This is a genomic window from Bradyrhizobium macuxiense, assembly GCF_007993935.1.
Classification (GTDB): Bacteria; Pseudomonadota; Alphaproteobacteria; order Rhizobiales; family Xanthobacteraceae; genus Bradyrhizobium; species Bradyrhizobium macuxiense_A.
Map to the genome: position 1 here is coordinate 272,549 of NZ_VITY01000012.1, position 19,822 is coordinate 292,370.

Annotated in this window: 19 protein-coding genes; 6 read left to right on the top strand and 13 right to left on the bottom strand. The window is 63.9% G+C overall.

Going from position 1 to position 19,822, the window contains the following annotated elements; genetic code table 11:
- Positions 1 to 16: 16 nt before the first annotated feature.
- The gene (locus FBZ93_RS29385; RefSeq protein WP_146990797.1) at positions 17 to 1,120 is read left to right on the top strand and encodes a mandelate racemase/muconate lactonizing enzyme family protein; all 1,104 of its coding nucleotides are present in this window, start codon (positions 17 to 19) and stop codon (positions 1,118 to 1,120) included.
- Positions 1,121 to 1,263: 143 nt separating this feature from the next.
- Here FBZ93_RS29385 and FBZ93_RS29390 read toward each other — a convergent pair whose 3' ends face one another.
- A complete protein-coding gene (locus FBZ93_RS29390; protein WP_146990799.1) occupies positions 1,264 to 1,635 on the bottom strand; it encodes a hypothetical protein in 372 nt (123 codons plus the stop codon).
- 195 nt (positions 1,636 to 1,830) lie between these two features.
- Here FBZ93_RS29390 and FBZ93_RS29395 point away from each other — a divergent pair, with 195 nt between their 5' ends.
- Complete coding sequence (locus tag FBZ93_RS29395) at positions 1,831 to 2,055, top strand: hypothetical protein (protein WP_146990801.1); 225 nt, start codon at positions 1,831 to 1,833, stop codon at positions 2,053 to 2,055.
- A gap of 120 nt (positions 2,056 to 2,175) precedes the next feature.
- Here the strand turns inward: FBZ93_RS29395 and FBZ93_RS40810 are convergent, their stop codons facing one another.
- From FBZ93_RS40810 to FBZ93_RS29405, 3 genes are all read right to left on the bottom strand, one after another.
- Positions 2,176 to 2,313, bottom strand: a complete 138-nt coding sequence (locus FBZ93_RS40810) for a hypothetical protein (RefSeq protein ID WP_167529259.1) — start codon at positions 2,311 to 2,313, stop codon at positions 2,176 to 2,178.
- 30 nt (positions 2,314 to 2,343) lie between these two features.
- Positions 2,344 to 2,778 (bottom strand): cupin domain-containing protein, encoded by a 435-nt coding sequence (locus FBZ93_RS29400; RefSeq protein WP_146990803.1) that lies wholly within the window; start codon positions 2,776 to 2,778, stop codon positions 2,344 to 2,346.
- A gap of 322 nt (positions 2,779 to 3,100) precedes the next feature.
- Positions 3,101 to 3,757 (bottom strand): glutathione S-transferase, encoded by a 657-nt coding sequence (locus FBZ93_RS29405; protein WP_146990805.1) that lies wholly within the window; start codon positions 3,755 to 3,757, stop codon positions 3,101 to 3,103.
- A 175-nt stretch (positions 3,758 to 3,932) separates the two neighbouring features.
- Here FBZ93_RS29405 and FBZ93_RS29410 point away from each other — a divergent pair, with 175 nt between their 5' ends.
- Positions 3,933 to 5,156, top strand: coding sequence for a polyhydroxyalkanoate depolymerase (locus FBZ93_RS29410; protein ID WP_146990806.1), 1,224 nt, complete (start codon positions 3,933 to 3,935; stop codon positions 5,154 to 5,156).
- 188 nt (positions 5,157 to 5,344) lie between these two features.
- The gene (locus FBZ93_RS29415) at positions 5,345 to 6,139 is read left to right on the top strand and encodes a substrate-binding domain-containing protein (RefSeq protein WP_146990808.1); all 795 of its coding nucleotides are present in this window, start codon (positions 5,345 to 5,347) and stop codon (positions 6,137 to 6,139) included.
- Between the two features lie 169 nt (positions 6,140 to 6,308).
- Here FBZ93_RS29415 and FBZ93_RS29420 read toward each other — a convergent pair whose 3' ends face one another.
- The 6 genes from FBZ93_RS29420 to FBZ93_RS29445 form a co-directional block, all read right to left on the bottom strand.
- Positions 6,309 to 8,045, bottom strand: a complete 1,737-nt coding sequence (locus FBZ93_RS29420) for a bifunctional protein-serine/threonine kinase/phosphatase (protein ID WP_146990810.1) — start codon at positions 8,043 to 8,045, stop codon at positions 6,309 to 6,311.
- A gap of 60 nt (positions 8,046 to 8,105) precedes the next feature.
- Positions 8,106 to 8,924 carry a formate/nitrite transporter family protein gene (locus tag FBZ93_RS29425; RefSeq protein ID WP_076865713.1) on the bottom strand — a complete coding sequence of 273 codons (819 nt, stop codon included), beginning with the start codon at positions 8,922 to 8,924 and terminating at the stop codon, positions 8,106 to 8,108.
- A 492-nt stretch (positions 8,925 to 9,416) separates the two neighbouring features.
- Complete coding sequence (locus FBZ93_RS29430; RefSeq protein WP_146990811.1) at positions 9,417 to 10,163, bottom strand: transporter substrate-binding domain-containing protein; 747 nt, start codon at positions 10,161 to 10,163, stop codon at positions 9,417 to 9,419.
- 171 nt (positions 10,164 to 10,334) lie between these two features.
- Positions 10,335 to 10,760, bottom strand: a complete 426-nt coding sequence (locus FBZ93_RS29435; RefSeq protein ID WP_146990813.1) for a DUF4399 domain-containing protein — start codon at positions 10,758 to 10,760, stop codon at positions 10,335 to 10,337.
- Positions 10,761 to 10,797: 37 nt separating this feature from the next.
- Complete coding sequence (locus tag FBZ93_RS29440; RefSeq protein WP_146990815.1) at positions 10,798 to 12,333, bottom strand: SUMF1/EgtB/PvdO family nonheme iron enzyme; 1,536 nt, start codon at positions 12,331 to 12,333, stop codon at positions 10,798 to 10,800.
- Positions 12,334 to 12,540: 207 nt separating this feature from the next.
- Positions 12,541 to 13,731, bottom strand: a complete 1,191-nt coding sequence (locus FBZ93_RS29445) for an MFS transporter (protein ID WP_146990817.1) — start codon at positions 13,729 to 13,731, stop codon at positions 12,541 to 12,543.
- A 73-nt stretch (positions 13,732 to 13,804) separates the two neighbouring features.
- Between FBZ93_RS29445 and FBZ93_RS29450 the strand changes: the two genes are divergently transcribed.
- Together FBZ93_RS29450 and FBZ93_RS29455 are read left to right on the top strand one after the other, a co-directional pair.
- The gene (locus FBZ93_RS29450; RefSeq protein WP_167529261.1) at positions 13,805 to 14,605 is read left to right on the top strand and encodes an AraC family transcriptional regulator; all 801 of its coding nucleotides are present in this window, start codon (positions 13,805 to 13,807) and stop codon (positions 14,603 to 14,605) included.
- 170 nt (positions 14,606 to 14,775) lie between these two features.
- Positions 14,776 to 16,128, top strand: a complete 1,353-nt coding sequence (locus FBZ93_RS29455; protein WP_146990820.1) for a malonyl-CoA decarboxylase — start codon at positions 14,776 to 14,778, stop codon at positions 16,126 to 16,128.
- A 207-nt stretch (positions 16,129 to 16,335) separates the two neighbouring features.
- On the opposite strand, the gene FBZ93_RS29460 is transcribed toward FBZ93_RS29455, so the two are convergent.
- From FBZ93_RS29460 to FBZ93_RS29470, 3 genes are all read right to left on the bottom strand, one after another.
- Positions 16,336 to 17,241: a hypothetical protein gene (locus FBZ93_RS29460; RefSeq protein WP_146990821.1), complete on the bottom strand. Its 906-nt coding sequence runs from the start codon at positions 17,239 to 17,241 to the stop codon at positions 16,336 to 16,338.
- Positions 17,242 to 17,357: 116 nt separating this feature from the next.
- Positions 17,358 to 18,410, bottom strand: a complete 1,053-nt coding sequence (locus tag FBZ93_RS29465; protein ID WP_146990823.1) for a hypothetical protein — start codon at positions 18,408 to 18,410, stop codon at positions 17,358 to 17,360.
- A 164-nt stretch (positions 18,411 to 18,574) separates the two neighbouring features.
- A complete protein-coding gene (locus tag FBZ93_RS29470) occupies positions 18,575 to 19,744 on the bottom strand; it encodes a mandelate racemase/muconate lactonizing enzyme family protein (RefSeq protein WP_146990825.1) in 1,170 nt (389 codons plus the stop codon).
- Between the last annotated feature and the right edge of the window lie 78 nt (positions 19,745 to 19,822).

A 19,822-nucleotide genomic window follows, 5' to 3' on the forward strand; every position in this document is an offset into this window, starting at 1 on the left:
CGGAAGGACAACAACAATGAAAATCACCGACGTCCGCGCCCACCATATCCGCATTCCCTATGACGCAGGCCCGGCGAGCTTCCGCCAGGGCGCATCCGCGATCTCGGCGCTCGATATGGTGCTGGTCGAGGTGTCGACCGATGCCGGCCTGACGGGCTGGGGCGATGCCTTCGCCTATGTCTGTCCGAAGACGAGCTGCGCGGCGGTGGCCGAGATGATCGCGCCGCAGGCCCGCGGCCTCGAGGTGCCGGACGCCGCCCAGATTCCCGCCGCGATGGAGCAGATCCAGCGCAATCTGCATCTGTTCGGCCGCTACGGCATCACGATGTTTGCGATCTCGGCGCTCGACATCGCGCTGTGGGATCTCGCCGGCAAGGTGAAGGGCGTGCCGCTGCATCAATTGATCGGCGGCGCGAAGCGCAACACGATCCCGGCCTATGCGAGCCTGATGCGGATCGGCAACCCGGCGCACATCGCCGCTGAATGCAAGAAGGCGATCAAGCTTGGCTATTCCGCGATCAAGCTGCACGAGACCACCGTGCCTGCGGTATCAGCCGCGCGCGAGGCGATCGGCCCCACCGTGCCGCTGATGGTCGACATGAACTGCCCGCTGGATGGACCGGCCGCGATCCAGTTCGCCCGCGACTGCAAGCAGGCCGCGCCGATGTTCCTGGAGGAGCCGGTCTGGCCACCCGAGGATTTTGCGACGCTCGCGGAAGTGCGCAGGGAAGGCCGGCTCGATATCGCCGCCGGCGAGAACGCCTGCACCGTGCATCAATTCCGCCAGATGATGACCGCGGGCGCAGTCAGTCACGCGCAGCCGTCGGTGATCAAGGTCGGCGGCGTCACCGAATTCCTGCGCGTCGCCGTGCTTGCCGACGAGTTCGGCGTCCAGGTGATTCCGCACTCGCCCTATTTCGGGCCGGGCTTCCTCGCCACGCTGCATCTGATGGCGATCCGCGACGCCGGGCTGATTGAGGTATTCTTCATGAAGCGCCCCGCCTGCCTGTGGGGCGACCGCATCGACGTCGACGCCAACGGCCACGTCGCCGTGCCGCAGGGCCCCGGGCTTGGCTACGAGCCGGATCGCGACGTGATGGAGAAGTATCGGGTGGCTTGAAGAGCCCCGGCTCTTTCCGCGTCATTGCGAGCCAACGGGTCGCGCGAACGCGCGCCCGATGACAGGCTCCGCGAAGCAATCCATAGTGCCGCGTGTGGTGGCATGGATTGCTTCGTCGCTTCGCTCCTCGCAATGACGGTGTGCTACTTTGTCCCGTCCTTTGCCGCAGGCGCCGCATCCTTCGCCGGCGGTGCGTCGGCTTTCTTCTTCATATCCTCGGCCAGCTTGACCTGCGCCGCCTGCAAATCGGCGACGAGCTTCTGCAAACCGGCGAGCGAACTCTTCAAACTGTCGATGTGCCGGTTGGCGGCGTCGAGCTTCTGCTGATGATCCGTTGTGAGCTTGCTGATCGTCTTCTGCAGGAAATCGACATTGCTCTGCAGGCAGCTGGTGCGCCGCTCCATCGTCTTCTCGACGGTGCAGATCTCGATGCCGGGAACGTCCTGCGCATGCGCGGCTCCGACGACGCCGAGCACAAGCGGCATGAGCAGGACAAGAGCGAAACGAGCGATCATCGGCATCCCCATCAAACGCGTCATTCACAGTTTTGTGCTCGCGACGCTGAAAGCTGGGCAGACATACCACACTGAAACCGTATTCGAGCGGTGTGCTGCACCCATTACGGGGACTACTCGTGGGGACGGGGGCCTTCGGAACTTTGTTTGGTTCGACCCCTTTTGGCTCGACCTTGGGCAGTGGAGACAGATCGCATGGCAACGCGCGAAAAACGGCTGGCGCAATTCGATGGCAATGGCGAACCTTCGCCGGAACAACGCGTGGAAGTGCTTTGTGAGGATCACAGCGGAACGTATCAGCTGCCGTTCGCCTGCCGCTTCGTCGACGGCCAGTGGCGCAATGACACGACAGGCGGCGCGCTGGAAGCCAACGTCATCGCCTGGCGCAAGCCGCGCGAGAAGCAACCGGGCCTGGCCTGAGCCGATCAGGCGCCATCCTTGCGCATGGTCCTTCCGGGACCATGCGTGCTGTTTCAAAACGCGACGCGCGCGCAGTGCGCCTTAAGATTTGGAACGCGGATGGAACGAACCGCGTCCGAATCACTGATTGAGCAGCGTACTCCGATGTTCACGGCTAGATGTGGTCAGCAGCCCGAGCCGGCGCACCACATACAGAAGCATGACGATCGGCCGCAGCCAGCGGCCGACAACAAAGGTTAATTCTTCCGCAGACGACATTTGCGATCCCTCTCTGATCCTGCTTGGCGATCATTTCCACGGCGTGATCGGCGGCACGGTCTCGGTCGCCGGCGGCACATCCACGGTCTTGAAATCGGCGGGGCTGACGATCTCGAGGTATTCCATGTCCTTCGAGTAATCGAACAGGTAGTGCGTGATGCCGGGCCGCTGGTGGATGACGTCGCCGGCTTCGACCAGCGTCTCCTTGTCCTCATACATGAAGCGCGCCCAGCCCTTGGTCATGATGACGATCTGGAAGTCGCACAGATGCTTGTGCCAGCCGGTGCCCTGCTCCGGCGGCAGGTCGGGATTGGCCTTGACCAGATGGCAGATCACCTGCCCGCTGGTGGCATCGGCAATACCGAGATCGCGATACAGGAAGAAGTCGCGCAGACCTCCGCCCTTGAACTCGGTGTCACCGGGTTTGACGTGGGAGAATTTGCTGACGACGGCGTGCTGGTTCATTTCAAGCCTCCACGGTTCTCGTGTTCGCGAGATCGCGGCGGGGCTCGGCGTCCAAATTTTCGGCAGCGTCGCATCGTCGCGGTCACAGCTCGCATATTGCTATGCGAAATCCTTGCCACCCCGGCCACGTTGCGGCGATCGGTCTCGCCGTGCGCTGATATCGCGACGGAAGCATTTGGCGCGAGGCGCATATTTGCGTTCGGCGCGCACTGCGCTCGATCGCCGCGCAGCACCCAATGCCTGACGCCTGTGGCACGTCGATTGAGCAAGGCTTGCCTGGAGCTTGAGCCGCCGGCGCAGGCAGGCCGCGTGCGCGGCTTGCCTAATATTCGACCTCGAGCTCCTCGACATCGGCCGGCTCGGCTTTCGCGGCCTCGATCCATTCCTGCATCTCGGGCATCGCCATGATGGTCCTGGCATAGGCCGCGAGAAGCGGGTCGAGCTTGACGTCATAGGTCATGAATCGGGTCACGACGGGCGCATACATCGCGTCCGCCATGGTGCGGCGTTCGCCGAACAGGAACGGCCCGCCGGACTTACCGAGGCAATCGGCCCAGATGGTGCAGACGCGGTCGATGTCGGCCTGTGCCCGCGACCAGATCTTGAAGCCGGGAAAATACCCCCTGAGATTGACCGGCAGCGACGACCGCAGCGTGGTGAAGCCGGAATGGATTTCACCCGAGATCGAGCGGCAATGCGCACGCTGGACCCGGTCCTCCGGCAACAGCCCGGCATGCGGCATGATCTCATTGAGATACTCGCCGATTGCCAGCGTATCCCAGACCGTCGCGCCCTCATGGCGCAGGCAGGGCACCAGGATCGAGGACGACAGCAGCAGCAGCTCGGCCCGCGCCGAGGGGTCGTCGGGCGCGGTGACCACCTCCTCGAACTCCAGCCCGGCGAATTTCGCCAGCAGCCAGCCGCGCAGCGACCAGGACGAGTAGTTCTTGCTGCTGATGGTCAGTGTCGCCTTCGCCATATCGGTCCCTCACGCTCTTACGCGTCCTTAGCTCCAGGGCCCTGCGCACGGGTCCAACCGCCGCGCCCCCGGGAGCCGGTCATTTTCGCAGCAAGCCACGTGCCAATTTGCCGGGCAGGCCGCCGGCCTCTGGCCTCGATATTGCTTGGCAGACCGGACCACCGGGTGGATGCGTATGATGTCAATGCTGTACCAGGCCTATCAGAACCATATGGACCTCACGGCGCCGTGGCGGACCGGCGCCGCGGCGGCGTTGCGCTATCTCAATCTGGTGCCGCGGGGGACCTCGGGCCGGACCTTCGGCCGGCTCGCCGCCGCGCTGGAGCTGATCTCCCGCTCCAGCCTGAGCTACGCCCGCCCCGACTACGGCATCGGCAGCGTCACCGTCGGCAACAGGGAATTGCAGGTGGCCGAGGAGGTCGCCTATGCGACGCCGTTCGGCTCGCTGCTGCATTTCAGGAAGGTGGACGGACCGGAGCAGCCGCGGCTGCTGCTGGTGGCGCCGATGTCCGGCCATTTCGCCACACTGCTGCGCGGCACCGTGAAGACGCTGCTGCAGGACCACGACGTCTACATCACCGATTGGCACAATCCGCGCGACATCCCGCGCAGCAAGGGGCGTTTCGGGCTCGAGGACTACACCGACCATCTGATCGACTTCCTCGCCCAGCTCGGCCCGCGCGCGCATATGGTGGCGATCTGCCAGCCCTCGGTGTCGGCGCTGGCGGCGGCCGCGATCATGTCGGAAGACAATCATCCGGCGCGGCCGGCGTCACTGACCCTGATGGCCGGCCCGATCGACACACGGATTCAGCCGACCAAGGTGAACGAATTCGCCAAGAGCAAGCCGATCAAATGGTTCGAGGACAATCTGATCAACTACGTGCCGATGCAGTGCAAGGGCGCGTTGCGTCAGGTCTATCCCGGCTTCGTGCAGCTCACCGCGTTCGTCTCGATGAACCTGGAGCGCCACATCAAGCAGCACATCGACCTCGCCGACCATCTCGCCAAGGGCGAGACCGACAAGGCGGAGGTGATCAAGACCTTCTATGACGAATATTTCGCGGTCATGGACCTGCCGGCCGAGTTCTATATCGAGACGGTCCGCGACGTGTTCCAGGAGCATCTGTTGCCGCAGGGCATGCTGATGCATCGCGGCCGCCCGGTGAACCCGGCGGCGATCCGGCGCATGGGCCTGATGACGGTGGAAGGCGAGAAGGACGACATCTGCTCGATCGGCCAGACGCTCGCCGCCCAGGACCTCTGCACCGGCGTGCGCACCTATCGCAAGGTGCACCACATGCAGGCCGGCGTCGGCCATTACGGCGTGTTTTCCGGCAAGCGCTGGAACAACGAGATCTACCCGCTGCTGCGCGATTTCGTGCATGTGAATTCGTGACGGCGCTCTCTTCCAGTCATTGCGAGCGAAGCGAAGCAATCCATCGCCCCGCATGCGCGGAGCCATGGATTGCTTCGTCGCTACGCTCCTCGCAATGACGAGTGGCGGCTAGCCACGCATCCCCTCGCGCAGTAGTCTCCCCGGCCACGACGACCCCGCTTGCCAAGAATCGTCCAGGGAGAAACTCCATGCGATCGGCCACCGCCCTCCGTGCCCTTACGCTCGCCGTCATCGGCGCCCTCGCCTTCACGTCGGCCGCATCCGCCGCAGAGGTCCATGTCATGATCTCGGGCGGCCTGACCGCGGCCTACAAGGCGCTGGTGCCGGAGTTCGAGCGCAAGACCGGGCACAAGGTGGTGACCGCTTTCGGGCCGTCGATGGGCACCACCACCAACGCCATTCCGGTGCGGCTGGCGCGCGGCGAGCCGGCCGACGTGCTGATCATGGTCGGCTATGCGCTGGGCGATCTCATCAAGCAGGGCAAGGTCGTGGCCGACAGCCGCGTCGACCTCGTGAAGTCGCCGATCGGCATCGCGGTGAAATCAGGCGCACAGAGGCCGGACATCAGCTCGGCCGACACCGTCAAGCAGGCGCTGCTGGCGGCAAAATCGGTCGCGTATTCCGACAGCGCCAGCGGCGTCTATGTCTCGACCGAGATGTTCGGCAAGCTCGGGATCGCCGACCAGATGAAGGACAAGGCGCGGATGATCCCGGCAACCCCGGTCGGCGAGATCGTCGCCAACGGCGAGGCCGAGATCGGCCTGCAGCAGATCTCCGAGCTCAAGCCTGTTGCCGGCATCGACATCGTGGGCCCTCTGCCGGAGCCGTTGCAGAAGATCACGGTGTTCTCCGCCGGGATCGCGACCGCTTCAAAAGAGCCCGATGCCGGCAAGGCGCTGATCAGCTTCCTCGCCTCATCAGATGCCCGCGACGCGCTGGTCGAGAGCGGGCTGGATCCGATTGCGGGCGGCGCGACGCATTGAGCTCAGCCACCTAGCTCTCTCCCCGCCCCAGCTCTTTCCCCGTCATCCTGAGGAGCGCGCAGCGCGTCTCGAAGGATGCACGGCCCGGCCAGTGGCCGTCGATCCTTCGAGACGCGCGCAAGTGCGCGCTCCTCAGGATGACGGGACTTCGCGTTGCAAGGCGGACTCCCTACCGCAAATGATGCGCGCCATAGGCCAGCAGCAGCACCACGACGAGCGCCAGCAGCAGCGTGGTCGACTTCCAGAACAGCACCGGGTTGCGCTCGATCAGCGGGGTCGATGACGTCGTCAGGTATTTTGCGTTGGGATTGCGCAGGTCGAACAGGAACTCGGAAAAGCTGTCGTAGCGCTTGAGCGGATTGACCTGCACGGCGCGCTCCAGCGTGCCGTCGACCCAGTTCGGAATCTCGCGGCCGCGATGCGCGGCCGGGCGATAGACCAGCCGGTTGAAGTCGAAGCGGGTGCGGGCGCGCGCGATCTGCGCGCCATAGGGCAAGCGGCCGGTCAGCATCTGATAGGTGACGACGCCGAGCGAGAACAGGTCGGAGCGCGCGGTGCCGCCCTCGCCGAGGAAATACTCCGGCGCAGTGTATTGCTGGGTGCCCAGAATATCCTCGACGCCCGCCGGCGCCGCCTCCGCGACTCCAGAGATCCGCGTCGAGCCGAAATCGATGATCTTCACCGTTCCGGTGGCGTCGATCATGATGTTGTCGGGCCTGACGTCCTGGTGCAGCATCTCCTTGCGATGAAAGGCGCGCAGTCCTTTTGCAATTTGCTCGGTGATGTCGCGCACCGTCTCAAGCGACGGCGCAGGATTGTCGATCATCCATTGTGTCAGGGTCTGACCGTCGATGTATTCCATCGCGACGTAAAGGAAATTGCGCTTGCGTTGCGGCAGCCACGGCTTCAGCACATGCGGGCTGTCGATGCGCTTGGCGACCCACTCCTCCATCATGAAGCGCTTCAGATAGGCGCCGTCGTCGCGCAGGTCGATCGAGGGGATCTTGATCGTGACGGTCGTGCCGCTCTCCTCGTCGACCGCGAGATAGATGTGGCTGCGGTGCGATGCGTGCAGCTCGCGCACGATGCGATAGCCGTCGAACAGCATCCGTGCATCGAGCAGCGGCGGCAGCGGCAGCTCGGCGGGCCGGCCGAACACCTCGCTGGCATCGCCGTCAGGGAGTTCGTCGATCCGGACGATCTGCGCGGTGAGATTGTCCGGGCTGCCGTTTTCAAAGGCCTGCTCGACGATCGATTTCGCTGTCGCATCAAGGTCGGCAGCACCGTCCCTGATCGTCTTCGCCAGCTGCCGCGCCGGGACGTGCTCGTAGATGCCGTCAGTCACCAGCAGGAAGGTGTCGCCGCGCTCCAGCCGAAGGTTCTGGTAGTCGATCTCGAGCTGCGGGTTCACGCCGAGCGCGCGGCCGAGATAGCTCTGCTGCGAGGACAGCACGACGCGGTGGTCGTTGGTCAACTGCTCGAGGCTGTTGCCGGCGACGCGGTAGATCCTGCAGTCGCCGACATGGAACAGATGCGCGGTCGTCGACCGGATCACCATGGCGCTCAGCGTGCAGACATACCCTTTGTCTTTGTCATAGGGGTTCTGGCTGCGCCGCGTCTGCGCGTGCAGCCAGGAATTGGTCGCCTCCAGCACCCGCTGCGCCGAGGTCTTCACCGACCAGGATTCCGACGTGCAGTAATAGTCGGTCAGGAAGCTCTTGACCGCGGACTCCGCGGCGATGCGGCTGACGCTGCTCGAGGAGATGCCGTCGGCGAGCACCGCGGCGATGCCCTTCAGGCCGAGCAGCGGTTCGCCCGGGATCAGAACGCCGTGGAAATCCTGATTGGTGTCCTTGCGGCCCTGATCAGAGAATTGCCCGACCGATATTTTCAGCGCGCGCGGCATTGACCGTCCCAAAGCGAATGGGGCCCTCCGTGACAGGAGAGCCCCATCAGCCGGCCAGGATCAAGCCGCGAGGCGCTGGCGCTTCGGCGCCGTCTTCACATGCGTGGTGTAGAGCGTCAGCCCGGTGAAGGCGAGACCGCCGACCAGATTACCGAGCACGGTCGGGATCTCGTTCCAGACCAGGTAATCCACGATCGAAAACTTCGCGTGGAGCATCAAGCCGGACGGGAACAGGAACATGTTCACCACGGAATGCTCGAACACCATGTAGAAGAACACCATGATCGGCATCCACATCGCGATCACCTTGCCGGGGACCGTGGTCGAGATCATGGCGCCGACGACGCCGGTCGAGACCATCCAGTTGCACAGCATGCCGCGGATGAACAGCGTCGCCATGCCGGCCGCGCCGTGCGCGGCGTAGCCGAGCGTCCGGCTCTCGCCGATGTTGCCGATCGTCATGCCGACCTTGTCGGGCTCCTGTGTGAAGCCGAATGTCGTGACAAAGGCCATCATGAACGCCACGGTGAGCGCACCGAGGAAGTTGCCGACGAACACGAGCCCCCAATTGCGCAGCACGCCGCCGAGCGTGACGCCGGGACGCTTGTCGAGCAGCGCCAGCGGCGAAAGGACGAACACGCCCGTCAGCAGATCGAAGCCCAGCAGATAAAGCATGACGAAGCCGGCCGGAAACAACAGCGCTCCGATCAGCGGCTGCCCCGTGTTCACGTTGATGGTCACAGCGAACCAGGCGCCGAGCGTGAGGATCGCGCCGGCCATATATGCGCGGATCACGGTGTCGCGGGTCGACATGAAGATCTTGGATTCACCGGCGTCCACCATCTTGGTGACGAATTCGGACGGTGCGAGATAGGCCATTCGTAAATTCCCCTTGCGCAATTCGGCCGCGCCGGTTGCCTGCCGGAAGCGACGCGGGTTGGTAGAAATGCTCGTCCGTCCGGGGAGATGGGGATGCAACGATTGCTCGAGGCGCCCGGGCCGGGCGCCTTGATCCCCTCGCCTCGGCCAGCACTGGCCTGGGCGATCCGGAGGACGGCAGTCGTCATTGACTGGTGCTAGCAAAAGCAATGGATGTGCCAAGCGGAGACGGCCGCATCAGGGTCGAAAAGTCTTTTTAATACAATTGTTTAGCTAATTGGCACGGGAGCAGACCGGCACGATGCCGCCGATTTGTGCAGCTTGCCCAGTTGTCGCCCAAGGGACCCGCTCCTCTCCATCCCCGTCATCCTGAGGAGCCGCGAAGCGGCGTCTCGAAGGATCGACGGCCACCAGCGGGGCCGATTCATCCTTCGAGGCTCGCTCCGCTCGCACCTCAGGATGACGGACGACAGAGTCGATACGCGCCGCTCTTCACTTCACCTCGATCCGGACCGGCGAGCCCTTCAGCCCGTTATTGTCGTAGGCCTTGCGCAGTGTGCCGTTGGCGATCGCATCGGTCATGAACTTGGTGGCGAACGCCGCAGCCAGCGGATGGTCGAGCGGCACCGCGACCGCGGTGACGGTCTGCTTGAAGGTCTCGTCCAGCACGCGGCTGCCCGGGATCTTTTTGGCCATCGCGTTGAGTTGATCGCGCGACAATGCGAACGCGTCGATCTCGCCGTTCTTCAGGAGATTGAAGATCTCGTCATAGGTCTGATAGCCCGTCACCTTGGCGTGCTTGAGATGCGCGATCGCGCCCCGCATCGTGGTGGTGGCGTTGACGGCGGCAACCTTGACGCCGTCCTGGTCCAGCGCGGCGAAGTTGGTGATCGTCGAGCCCGGCTTGACGATATAGGTCGCGTCGGCGACCTCGTAGATCGGCCCGAACGTCATCTTGGTCTCGCGTTCGGGATCCCTCGGCAGGAAGGTGATGTCCCAGGTGTTCTTGGCCGCGGCATCGGTGATCTGGCCGGAATTCTGGTGCACGACATATTCGACCGGGACGCCGAGCTGCGCGGCCAACTCGCGGCCGAGATCGACGGGAACGCCGGCATAACCGCTCTCGGTCTTGGTCGACCAGAACGCGCCACCCGCCGGGCTGATCGCGATCGCGACCCGGAGCTTTCCGGTCGGCGCAATCTGATCCTTCAAGGCGTCGGCATTGGCGGATGCGGCCATCACAATCACTCCCACAACGAGGCCAGCCAGACGCAGCAGTCGCGACAACATCGGACGTCCTCCAGGCCGGGTCTTGCTCACAGCAGGCCTTGTGACCGGCGGCGCGCAACAAACCGCACGAGGCCGCCTTGCGCAAGCCGTGCTTCGCGCAAGGGAGCTATCCGTATCGGCTTATTTGACGCGGATGGTGATTTTTTCGGAGACGACCGGCGGGTTGAACGGATAGTGCTTGGCGTCGCCCAGCACCAGCTGCAAGGTATGCTTGCCGGGCGCCAGATCGAGCTGTGTCTCCGTCTGGCCCGCTCCGAAGTGCAGATGAGACTTGTCCGACGGAATCGGCTCATTCGGATTGAGCGGCTCGTCCACGTCGACCAGAAGATGGTGATGGCCGCTATTCGGATAGTCGTCGCCGGCATGGGTGACGCCCATGTTGCGCAGCCCGAAGCGGCACACGAACGATCCCTTGAGTGTCGCTCCGTTGTGCGGCCAGATGAAATACAGCTTGGTGTCTTTCCCTGCCGGCTTGTTTTGCGCGACGGCCGGGCTCGCGAGCACCGTCAGTGCCGCAGCGAGCATGATCAAGCCTGCACTTCTCATAGCCCCTCCATGAAACCCGGCGATTGCAGACGATCTCTCAGGGAGACAGCGCGATCCGAAAACCGTGGGTCGGGTAGCGAACGTTGGTGTCGTAATTGTCGCGATTGGCCGGACGGACATAGCGCGCGTCATTCTTCCAGGAGCCGGACCGAATGACGTGGGAGGCGCAGTCGCCTCCGGTCCAGACCGCGCCGTCGTCCGGCGCACCCTGATAATTCCTGTGCCAGCAATCCTCGACCCACTGATCGACCCCGCCACCCATGTCGTAGAGACCGAACGAATTGGGCTTGAAGCTGCCGACCTTCACCGGTTGTTCGGCTGTACTGTCGCCGCCGCAATCCTTGCAGCCGGCGTGGCCCGGCTGCATCTGATCACCCCACCAGTATTTCGACTGCGATCCGCCACGCGCCGCGTATTCCCATTCGGCTTCGCTCGGAAGCCGGTAGGGCTTCTTGCTGCGCTCGGCGAGCCAGGTGACATATTGCTTCGCGTCGCTCCAGCTCACATTGGTAACCGGAACGTCGTCCTTGCCGCTAGCCGTGAAGCTACAGGCCTTGGCCGCCGCGCACGCATTCCACTCCCGCACGGTGACCGGGTATTTGCCCATGGCGAACGGCCTGACCGTCACCTTGCGGATCGGCCGCTCCGACGGATCGTCATTGCTTCCCATCGAGAAGCTGCCGCCCTTGAGCGACACCATCTCGGGGGCCGGCACGTCCGGAGCCGGGCTCGCGGCAGGCGCCGGTTGCGGCGACGCCTGCTGTGTCGGTGCCGCCGGGACCGGACTTGAACTTTGGCTTGAACTTTGGCTTGGCGCCGGCTGCTGCACGGCAGGCGACGTCGCCGGCGACGGTGGCGCCTGTACCAATTCGGCCAGCTTGCTGCGCGGTTGCGCGAGCAGGTACCACAGCACGCCTCCCGCGATGATCGCGACCGCCAATCCGAGCAGCGTGAGCAGGATGGACTCGCGGCGCCTGCGCGTCCTCTGGTACGCAGCAGCGTCCGGCAGCACGCGGTAGACCCGGATCGGATCGGTGATGTTCTTCACCTTCTTGTCGCCGAGCGATTCGTAGCCGCAGACCATCTTGTGCTTGATCTGCTCGTAGATGCCGCCTGAGATGAAGACATCACCCGGCGCCGCAATCCCTTCCAGGCGCGAGGCGACATTGACGCCGTCGCCATAGACATCGTCTGGCTCGATGATGACGTCGCCGAGGTTGACGCCGATCCGGTACTCGATCCAGTGATCTCTGGCGATCGCCGCGTTGCGGCCGATCATGTTTTGCTGGATCACGATGCTGCACCGGACCGCCTCGACCGGACTGTCGAACATCGCGATGAAGCCGTCGCCGGTGGTCTTGACCAGCTTGCCATGGTGCTCGGCAATGGTGGGCTCGATAAGATCACGCTCGGTCCGCTTGACGCGCGTATGCGTGCCCTCTTCATCGAGTTGCATGAGCCGGCTGTAGCCGGCGATATCGCCGACCACGATCGCCGCGAGCCGCCGCGGCATCGCTTCGCCGGGCGGTGGCTTGCCCGGCTTGCCGGATTTGAAGTCGCGAATTTCGCCCATGGCTTTGGCTGCTCCACGAACCACAAAAGGCAGTGATCGGCGCAACCGGCGCCTCGGCCCTCGGGCCCGGTTGTAGCGTATCACACCACCCGGTCCGGACAAAGTTTGCGGCGCAATTGTGCGCTGCGCGAAAAAGCGCCATCCGCGCGTGGCGGATGGCGCTATGGCTTATTTCAGCTCGCGTTGCTGCGGCAAACCGTCAGCAGGTCAACCCGCCTGCGTGGCGGGGGTGCGGATCTCGCGCGGCAGGATGATCGCGGCTGCGATTGCCAAAAGGCACAGCGCCGCGAACGCGCGCAGCATCATCGAGAAGCCGCCCTGGTCATACAGCCAGGCCACCAGGCCGACGGAGGCGCCCGCCGCGGTGAAGCCGACGAAATAGCGCACCGCATAGGCGCGCGAGCGCCATTCCTCTGTCGTGTACTTGCCGACCATGGCGTCGTTCACCGTGACCTGGCCGAACGCACCCATCACGATGCCGATCGAGACCACGATCAGCGGCAGATTGGACAGGCTTGCCGCGAGATAGAGGAACGGCGCCAGCAGGAACGACAGCGGCAGCGCCACGGTCTTCAGCGAATACCGGTCGAGCAGCTTGCCGATCGTGTACTGCGTCATGGCGCCGAACACATAGACCCCGGCCGCGATCACGCCGAGCAGCGCCGGGCTCCTGGTCAGATCGGCGAGCCGTTCGGCGAACAATTTCGGCAGCGCCACGGTCACCGCGTTGAACGTGGTCGAGATCGCGATCACCACGATCAGCAGCGACAGCACCACCCGCCACATGTCTTCCTTGGCGACGCGCACCTGCGCTGCGGCCTGCTTGGAGCCCTTGCGGTCCTCATGCACCACCGTCATCGCAAACGCGATGCCGATCAGCACGGTGACGGTGCCGGGCACGATGAAGGCCCAGCGCCAGCCGAGATACTGGCCGATCACGCCGGTGACCAGCGCCGACGAGGCGACGCCGAGATTGCCCCAGACGCCGTTGATCCCCATCTGGGCGCCGAGCTTCTCGGCATAGGACACGATCATCGCGGTGCCGACCGGATGATAGATCGAGGCGAAGATGCCGATCGAAAGCAGCGCGGCGCCGAGCTGCAGCGGCGTCTGCACGAAGCCGACCGAGATCATCGACAGACCGATACCGACGAAGAAGATCACCATCATATGGCGGCGGCTCCAGCGATCGCCGAGCCAGCCCGTGATCAGCGAGCCGGCGCCGAAGGCGATGAAGCCGGGGGTCGCATAGGGCAAGAGTTCCGAATAGGCCATGCCGAGCGCCGGGCCCATGATGATGACGGCGGCGGCGAAGATCAGCATCGCATAGTGATCGATGAAATGGGCGGCGTTGACGAAGCTGATCACCCGGCCTGGACTGTTCGTTGGGCTAGTCATGGCACGTCTCTCACGCGATTCTTCAATTGCTCGAAAGTAGGTTATAGGTGCTTGTCCTGACGGGATGTCGCCAATGACTATCGCTGAGCCGCCAATCAGAGCCCTTCACAAGGACCGGCGCGTCACCGGCGACGGCGTGCACATGGTCGCGCGCAGCTACCAGAAGGGCGTCCGGCTCGATCCCCACATGCACCGCGAGGCGCAGCTGGTCTATGCCGCCAGCGGCACCATGCAGGTGACGACGCCGAAGGGCCGCTGGCTGGTGCCGCCGGACCGCGCGGTGTGGGTCCCCGCCCTGCTCCCGCATGCGATCGACGTGCTTGCCGACATCGAGATGCGCACGCTGTATTTCGACCAGGCCTGGCTTGCGCGCGAGAAGCGCAGCGACAGCCTCGGCCACGAATTCGTGGTGCGGGTGTCGCCGCTGGTGCACCAGGCGATCCTTGCGCTGTTCGACGCGTCATGCGGACGCGAGCGCACCGATCTGCTGATCAGGCTGGTGATGCTGGAGCTGCATCAGGCCGAGGACTCCGCGACCTTCATCCCGCTGCCGCAGGAGCCGCGTTGCCGCCGCGCCGCCGACATCGTGCTGGCCGATCCGACCAAGGACCACGAGATCGACGCGCTGGCGCGCACGGTCGGCACCTCGGCGCGGACACTGTCGCGGCTGTTCGCGGCGGAGACGCAGCTCTCTTTCAAGAGCTGGTGCCAGCGCGCCCGCATCGCGGCCGCGATCGAGCGCCTGTCGACCGGCACCAACGTCTCTGTCAAACAGGTCGCCTCCGACCTCGGCTATGCCAGCGTGCCGGCATTTTCCCACGCGTTCCGCCAGGTTACCGGCAGGACACCGACCGCATTCGCGGAGAAAACGTGAACGGGGTTTGTCACCGGGCGCAGCCAAGACGAATGATAAGGCGAATTATACCGCTGTCGCGCTGCGACATATTTCCGTACGATCCATGCGCTTGATTGCATTCCTGCCGACCTTAAATCCCGTGTAAGGTCCGGCTTCACTGGATACGACCCGCTGGATACGACCCGTAAATGGCCAACGCCTTCTTCTCCGACCTGCTCTCGACGATCTCCGAACGCGGCCGCGTCCTGCTCGGCCGCGCCAGCCCGGCCAACGACAAGCAGGATGCGTCCGAACTGCTGGAATTGTGCGAGGCGCTGCTGTCCGGCCGGGGCGAGGCCTCCGGCACCGCGATGGCGCGCGAAGTGCTCGACCGCTACCACCACCTCGACGCCGCCGGCCGCCTGTCGTTCTTCCAGACGCTGGCCCGCGATTTCGGTCCCGATCACGCCAAGCTGGCGCAGGCGATCGAGAGCTGGAGCGCCAAGACCAATGGCGACGACGCCAGCGACCTGCATTTCGCCTCCGAGCCGCGCCGCCAGGAATTGATCCGCCGGCTCAATCGCGCGCCGGGCGGCACCGGCGAGCTGGTATCGATCCGCTCGGATCTGCTTTCACTGATGAAGGGCAACAAGGATCTCGCCGCGCTCGATCGCGACGTGGTGCATCTGCTCTCGTCCTGGTTCAACAGGGGATTCCTCGTGCTGCGCAGGATAGACTGGTCGTCGCCGGCCAATATTCTGGAGAAGATCATCCGCTATGAGGCGGTGCATGAGATCCGCGACTGGGATGACCTGCGCCGCCGCATCGATCCGATCGATCGCCGCTGCTACGCATTCTTCCACCCGGCGCTGGCCGACGAGCCTTTGATCTTCGTCGAGGTTGCGCTGACCGAAGCGATCCCGGGCGCGATCGCGCCGCTGCTGGCGGAAGAGCGCGAGCCGGTGCCGGTCGAGAAGGCCCGCACCGCGGTGTTCTATTCGATCTCCAACACCCAGCGCGGCCTCGGCGGTATCTCGTTCGGCAGCTTCCTGATCAAGCAGGTGGTCGAGGAGCTGCGCCGCGAATTGCCCAAGCTCGACAACTTCGTGACGCTGTCGCCGGTGCCGGGCTTCATGCAGTGGGTCAAGCAGGCCGATGACGTGCCGCTGACCGACGAAGACCGCCAGCTGCTGGAGAGCCTCGGCAAGCCCGATTGGCCCGAGAACGCCGAGCTCGCCACGGAGCTGCGCGCCGTGCTGGAGCCGCTCGCCGCCTATTATTTCCTGAAGGCGCGCACGCCGAAGGGCCGGCTGATCGATTCGGTCGCGCGCTTCCATCTCGGCAACGGTGCGCGGCTGGAGCGGATCAACTGGCTCGGCGACCTCTCGTCCAAGGGCCTGCGCGAATCCGCCGGCATCATGGTCAACTATCTCTACCGGCTCGACGACATCGAGAAGAACCACGAGGCCTATGCCAACACTGGCGAGGTGATCGCCTCCAGCACGGTGAAGAAGCTCCTCAAGGGCGAAGGCCGGCGGCTGCTGGATATGCGGCTGGGGTAGGCCGCCGCTCTCCCCCCGTCATTGCGAGCGAAGCGAAGCAATCCATAGTCCCGCAGCGGAAGCATGGATTGCTTCGTCGCTTCGCTCCTCGCAATGACGACGTCTCAAGACAATTAGCTTGGCCAAGCCTAAGCTAATAAGTTGGGTTCACGATATTCTTTGCTGTGCCGCGTCGCGAACTAACCTAACCCGGTGTCAAGTGCAGTCTCACCCGGGAGGCCGTTCGAGAGCAAAATTTGGCGGGAGCGGGAGCCGTGAGGCAACACTTCCTTGCGGGTCGGCGAGGCAGCCCCTCATCATTGTCAGGATGGCCTCTTTATTCTCCCTGCCCTTCTCCCAGACGTAGCTGTGGCCGAGGCTAATCACGATGCCGCTGCTAAGGTGCAGTAGGAAGCCACCGGGTAAAGCGGTGATCAGCAGAACGGTAGCGCCGCTACGTGTGAGCCCCCTCAAAGCGGGCTCAATCAAAGCTTGGAGATCATCCTGCTCGGATTCTCTAATCAAGAAATAAGCTCGCCCAAGGGCGATCAGGCTAACTAGCGGGGCCACCACGTTAGCGTAGACGATGCCGCTGCATTCGGTCGCCGTGGCTGACGCCACCAACTTAGCCGCGTCGTTCCAATTGCAGTAGATCGATATGCCACAAAGGTCCCCACCAATGAGTTGAGCGACATTTACACAATCCAGATGCTTGAAATATTCGCTGACCTGATCAGCATGATCGAGGACGATGATCGGCATGCCGCGCGTGGTGATCAGGTCTTTCCAGTATTCGTTTGCCCACGCTCCAAGCCGGTCCAGCGCACCAAGCTCAGGCAGCGACGAGCTAACGGCGCTCCAACTACCAAGAAGGCTGTGACCGCCATCGTAAAGCCTATGCCATCCGCCTCCAATGTTTGTGCGCAGATATTCAGCATCCATAGCCCTACTAGCAAGTGTCGCACACTGCTTGCTCAGGTGATCCGTCAGCCAATTGCTGAATTCGCTGTTATTCTTCCAATCGAGAGCCGCTGTATATGCCTCACCTGCAACTGAGGCCGTTGCGCTCAATCGGCCTGCAACCGCGCTTCTGAGCCGCATGGTGTGTTGACGCAAGGCATTCGCAAAATCCATATCGGCCCCACCGCAAACGTAAGTTGAGCTCTCCTCATGTCAGCCAACTACGCCGAGCGCAACCCGGTCCGATCGAGGTCTCGTCGATCTTGGGATAGACCGCAGCGCCGCCTGCGTCACGTGGTCGCGGACCGCGGTCGCAGTCCCGCCGGCAGATGCGCTTCGAGCCAGGCGGCGATCGCACGCTCGTTGCGATGGTAGAGTAGGCCCGCGGCGATCACCGCAATTCCGATCAGCGACAGCGAGAACGGAAACCACAGCGAGTCTTTGAACACGACGTCGGCGAGATGTCCGAGATAGAGGCAGATGCCGAACGCCCCGAACACCGCATAAGCGCGCCGCATCAGGATCACGGCGATCACGATGAGGCCGACATTAAGCAGGCAGTAGACCGCCTTGCCCAGTTCGGTTGAACTCGAGGACGCGGTGATTCCGCCCCAGAACGCCATCAGACCGAACAGATGCAGCCAGAACGCAAAGTCGCCGTTGCTGCTGCGATAGTCCACGATCCAGGCGACCGCGAGGACGGCCAATCCGAACCAGACCGACACGCGGCGCTGCGTCTCGAAGTCGGCATGCGCCGTGCCGCTGAACCACGGCGCCAGGTCCATCGACATGAACCACAGCGCGAATGCGATGATCGCGACGATGAAGGCGAAGCGGAAGTAGCGCAGCGCGACGACGCCGGCGGCAACCGTCGCGAGCTCCATGAAGATCCAGCTGCCCTTCACCCAGACATAGAAGTCCTGCACGGTTCCGGGCTTGCCGAACTTGCCCCACCAGCCGAGCTCGTCCTGGATGCCATAGACCGCGAGCGGCGCCATCGAGACCGCGATCGCGATCAACAAGCCGCCGGGAACCCGCAGATTCTTGCCGTACCAAAGGTGGTGACCGGCGACGCCGAAAGCGGTGGCGTAGGCGATCGCGCAGGCCGTGAGCGCCCGGCCGCCCATCTGGGTGAACGCCAGGGTCGAGAACAGGCCCATGGCGCCGATCACGATCAGCGCGCCGGCGTACCAGAGCACATGGGCGGCATCGAACCTGGCCGCCGGGCTGGCGTCGCCCTGCCCTTCATGGCTGGCCAGGAAGGCGAGCAGCCGGTCCAGATCAACCGGGCTGATCACCCCGGCATCGGCAGCTTCCCGGAGACTCTTCGCTGAATATGGCATGCGGCGATCCTCATGGCCGGTTCTGACGCCTTCCCGGTCCCGGACAAGGCGCTTCTCCTGCATGAGTATATCGGAACGTGAGCAACGTTCAATATTTTATTGAGCGATGCTCAAACTATTTGCGAGCGGACCCAAGCCTGCCGGGCTGGCCGGACGGGCACCGGCTAATCCGCCAGCTCCTTCATTTCCTTGTAGAGATCCGACTTGCCCTCGAAGCCGATTCCCGGGAGGTCGGGCATCACGATGTGGCCGTTCTCGACGCGGACGCCGTCCGGGAACCCGCCATAAGGCTGGAACAGGTCGGGATAGCTCTCATTGCCGCCGAGCCCGAGGCCGGCCGCGATGTTGAGCGACATCTGGTGGCCGCCATGCGGGATGCAGCGGCTCGGCGACCAGCCGTGGGTCTTCAGTACCTCGAGCGTACGCTGGTACTCGCAGAGCCCGTAGGACAGCGCGCAGTCGAATTGCAGCCAGTCGCGGTCTGGCCGCATGCCGCCGTAGCGGATCAAATTCCGCGCATCCTGGTGACTGAACAGGTTCTCGCCGGTCGCCATCGCCCCGGGATAGAACTCGGCCAAAGTGGCCTGCAATGCGTAGTCGAGCGGATCACCGGCCTCCTCGTACCAGAACAGCGGATACTCCCGCAGCATCTTGGCGTAGGCGATCGCGGTCTCCAGATCGAAACGGCCATTGGCGTCGACTGCAAGCTGCGCTGTGCTGCCGATCTCCTTCAGCACCGCCTCGATGCGCTCGCGGTCCTCGCCGAGCGGCGCGCCGCCGATCTTCATCTTCACGACGTTGTAGCCGCGGTCGAGATAGCCGCGCATCTCCTTGCGCAGCGCGCCGAGGTCCTTGCCCGGATAGTAGTAGCCGCCGGCCGCATAGACGAAGACGCGCGGATTGGCGGTCACGCCGTGGCGCTCCGCAAGCAGCCGGAATAGCGGCTTGCCCGCGATCTTCGCCACCGCGTCCCACACCGCCATATCGATGGTGCCGACCGCAACCGAACGCTCGCCGTGCCCACCCGGCTTCTCGTTCGACATCAAGGTCGACCAGACCTTGTCCGGATCGAGGTTGTCGCCGGTGGCATCGAGCAGCGATTTCGGATCGGCCTCAAGCAGGCGCGGCGCGAAGCGCTCGCGGATCAGCCCGCCCTGCCCGTAGCGGCCGTTGGAATTGAAGCCGTAGCCGATCACCCGCTTGCCGTCGCGCACCACATCGGTGACCACGGCGACCAGGCTCGAGGTCATCTTGGTGAAGTCGATATAGGCGTTGCGGATCGGCGAGGAGATCGGTTTTGTTACCTCGCGGACGTCGACGATGCGGACGGACATGCTTGCGCCTTCAAAGTTGGGCTTGCCGCCTCCTCATCGTCATTGCGAGGAGCGAGCGACGAAGCAATCCACATTTCA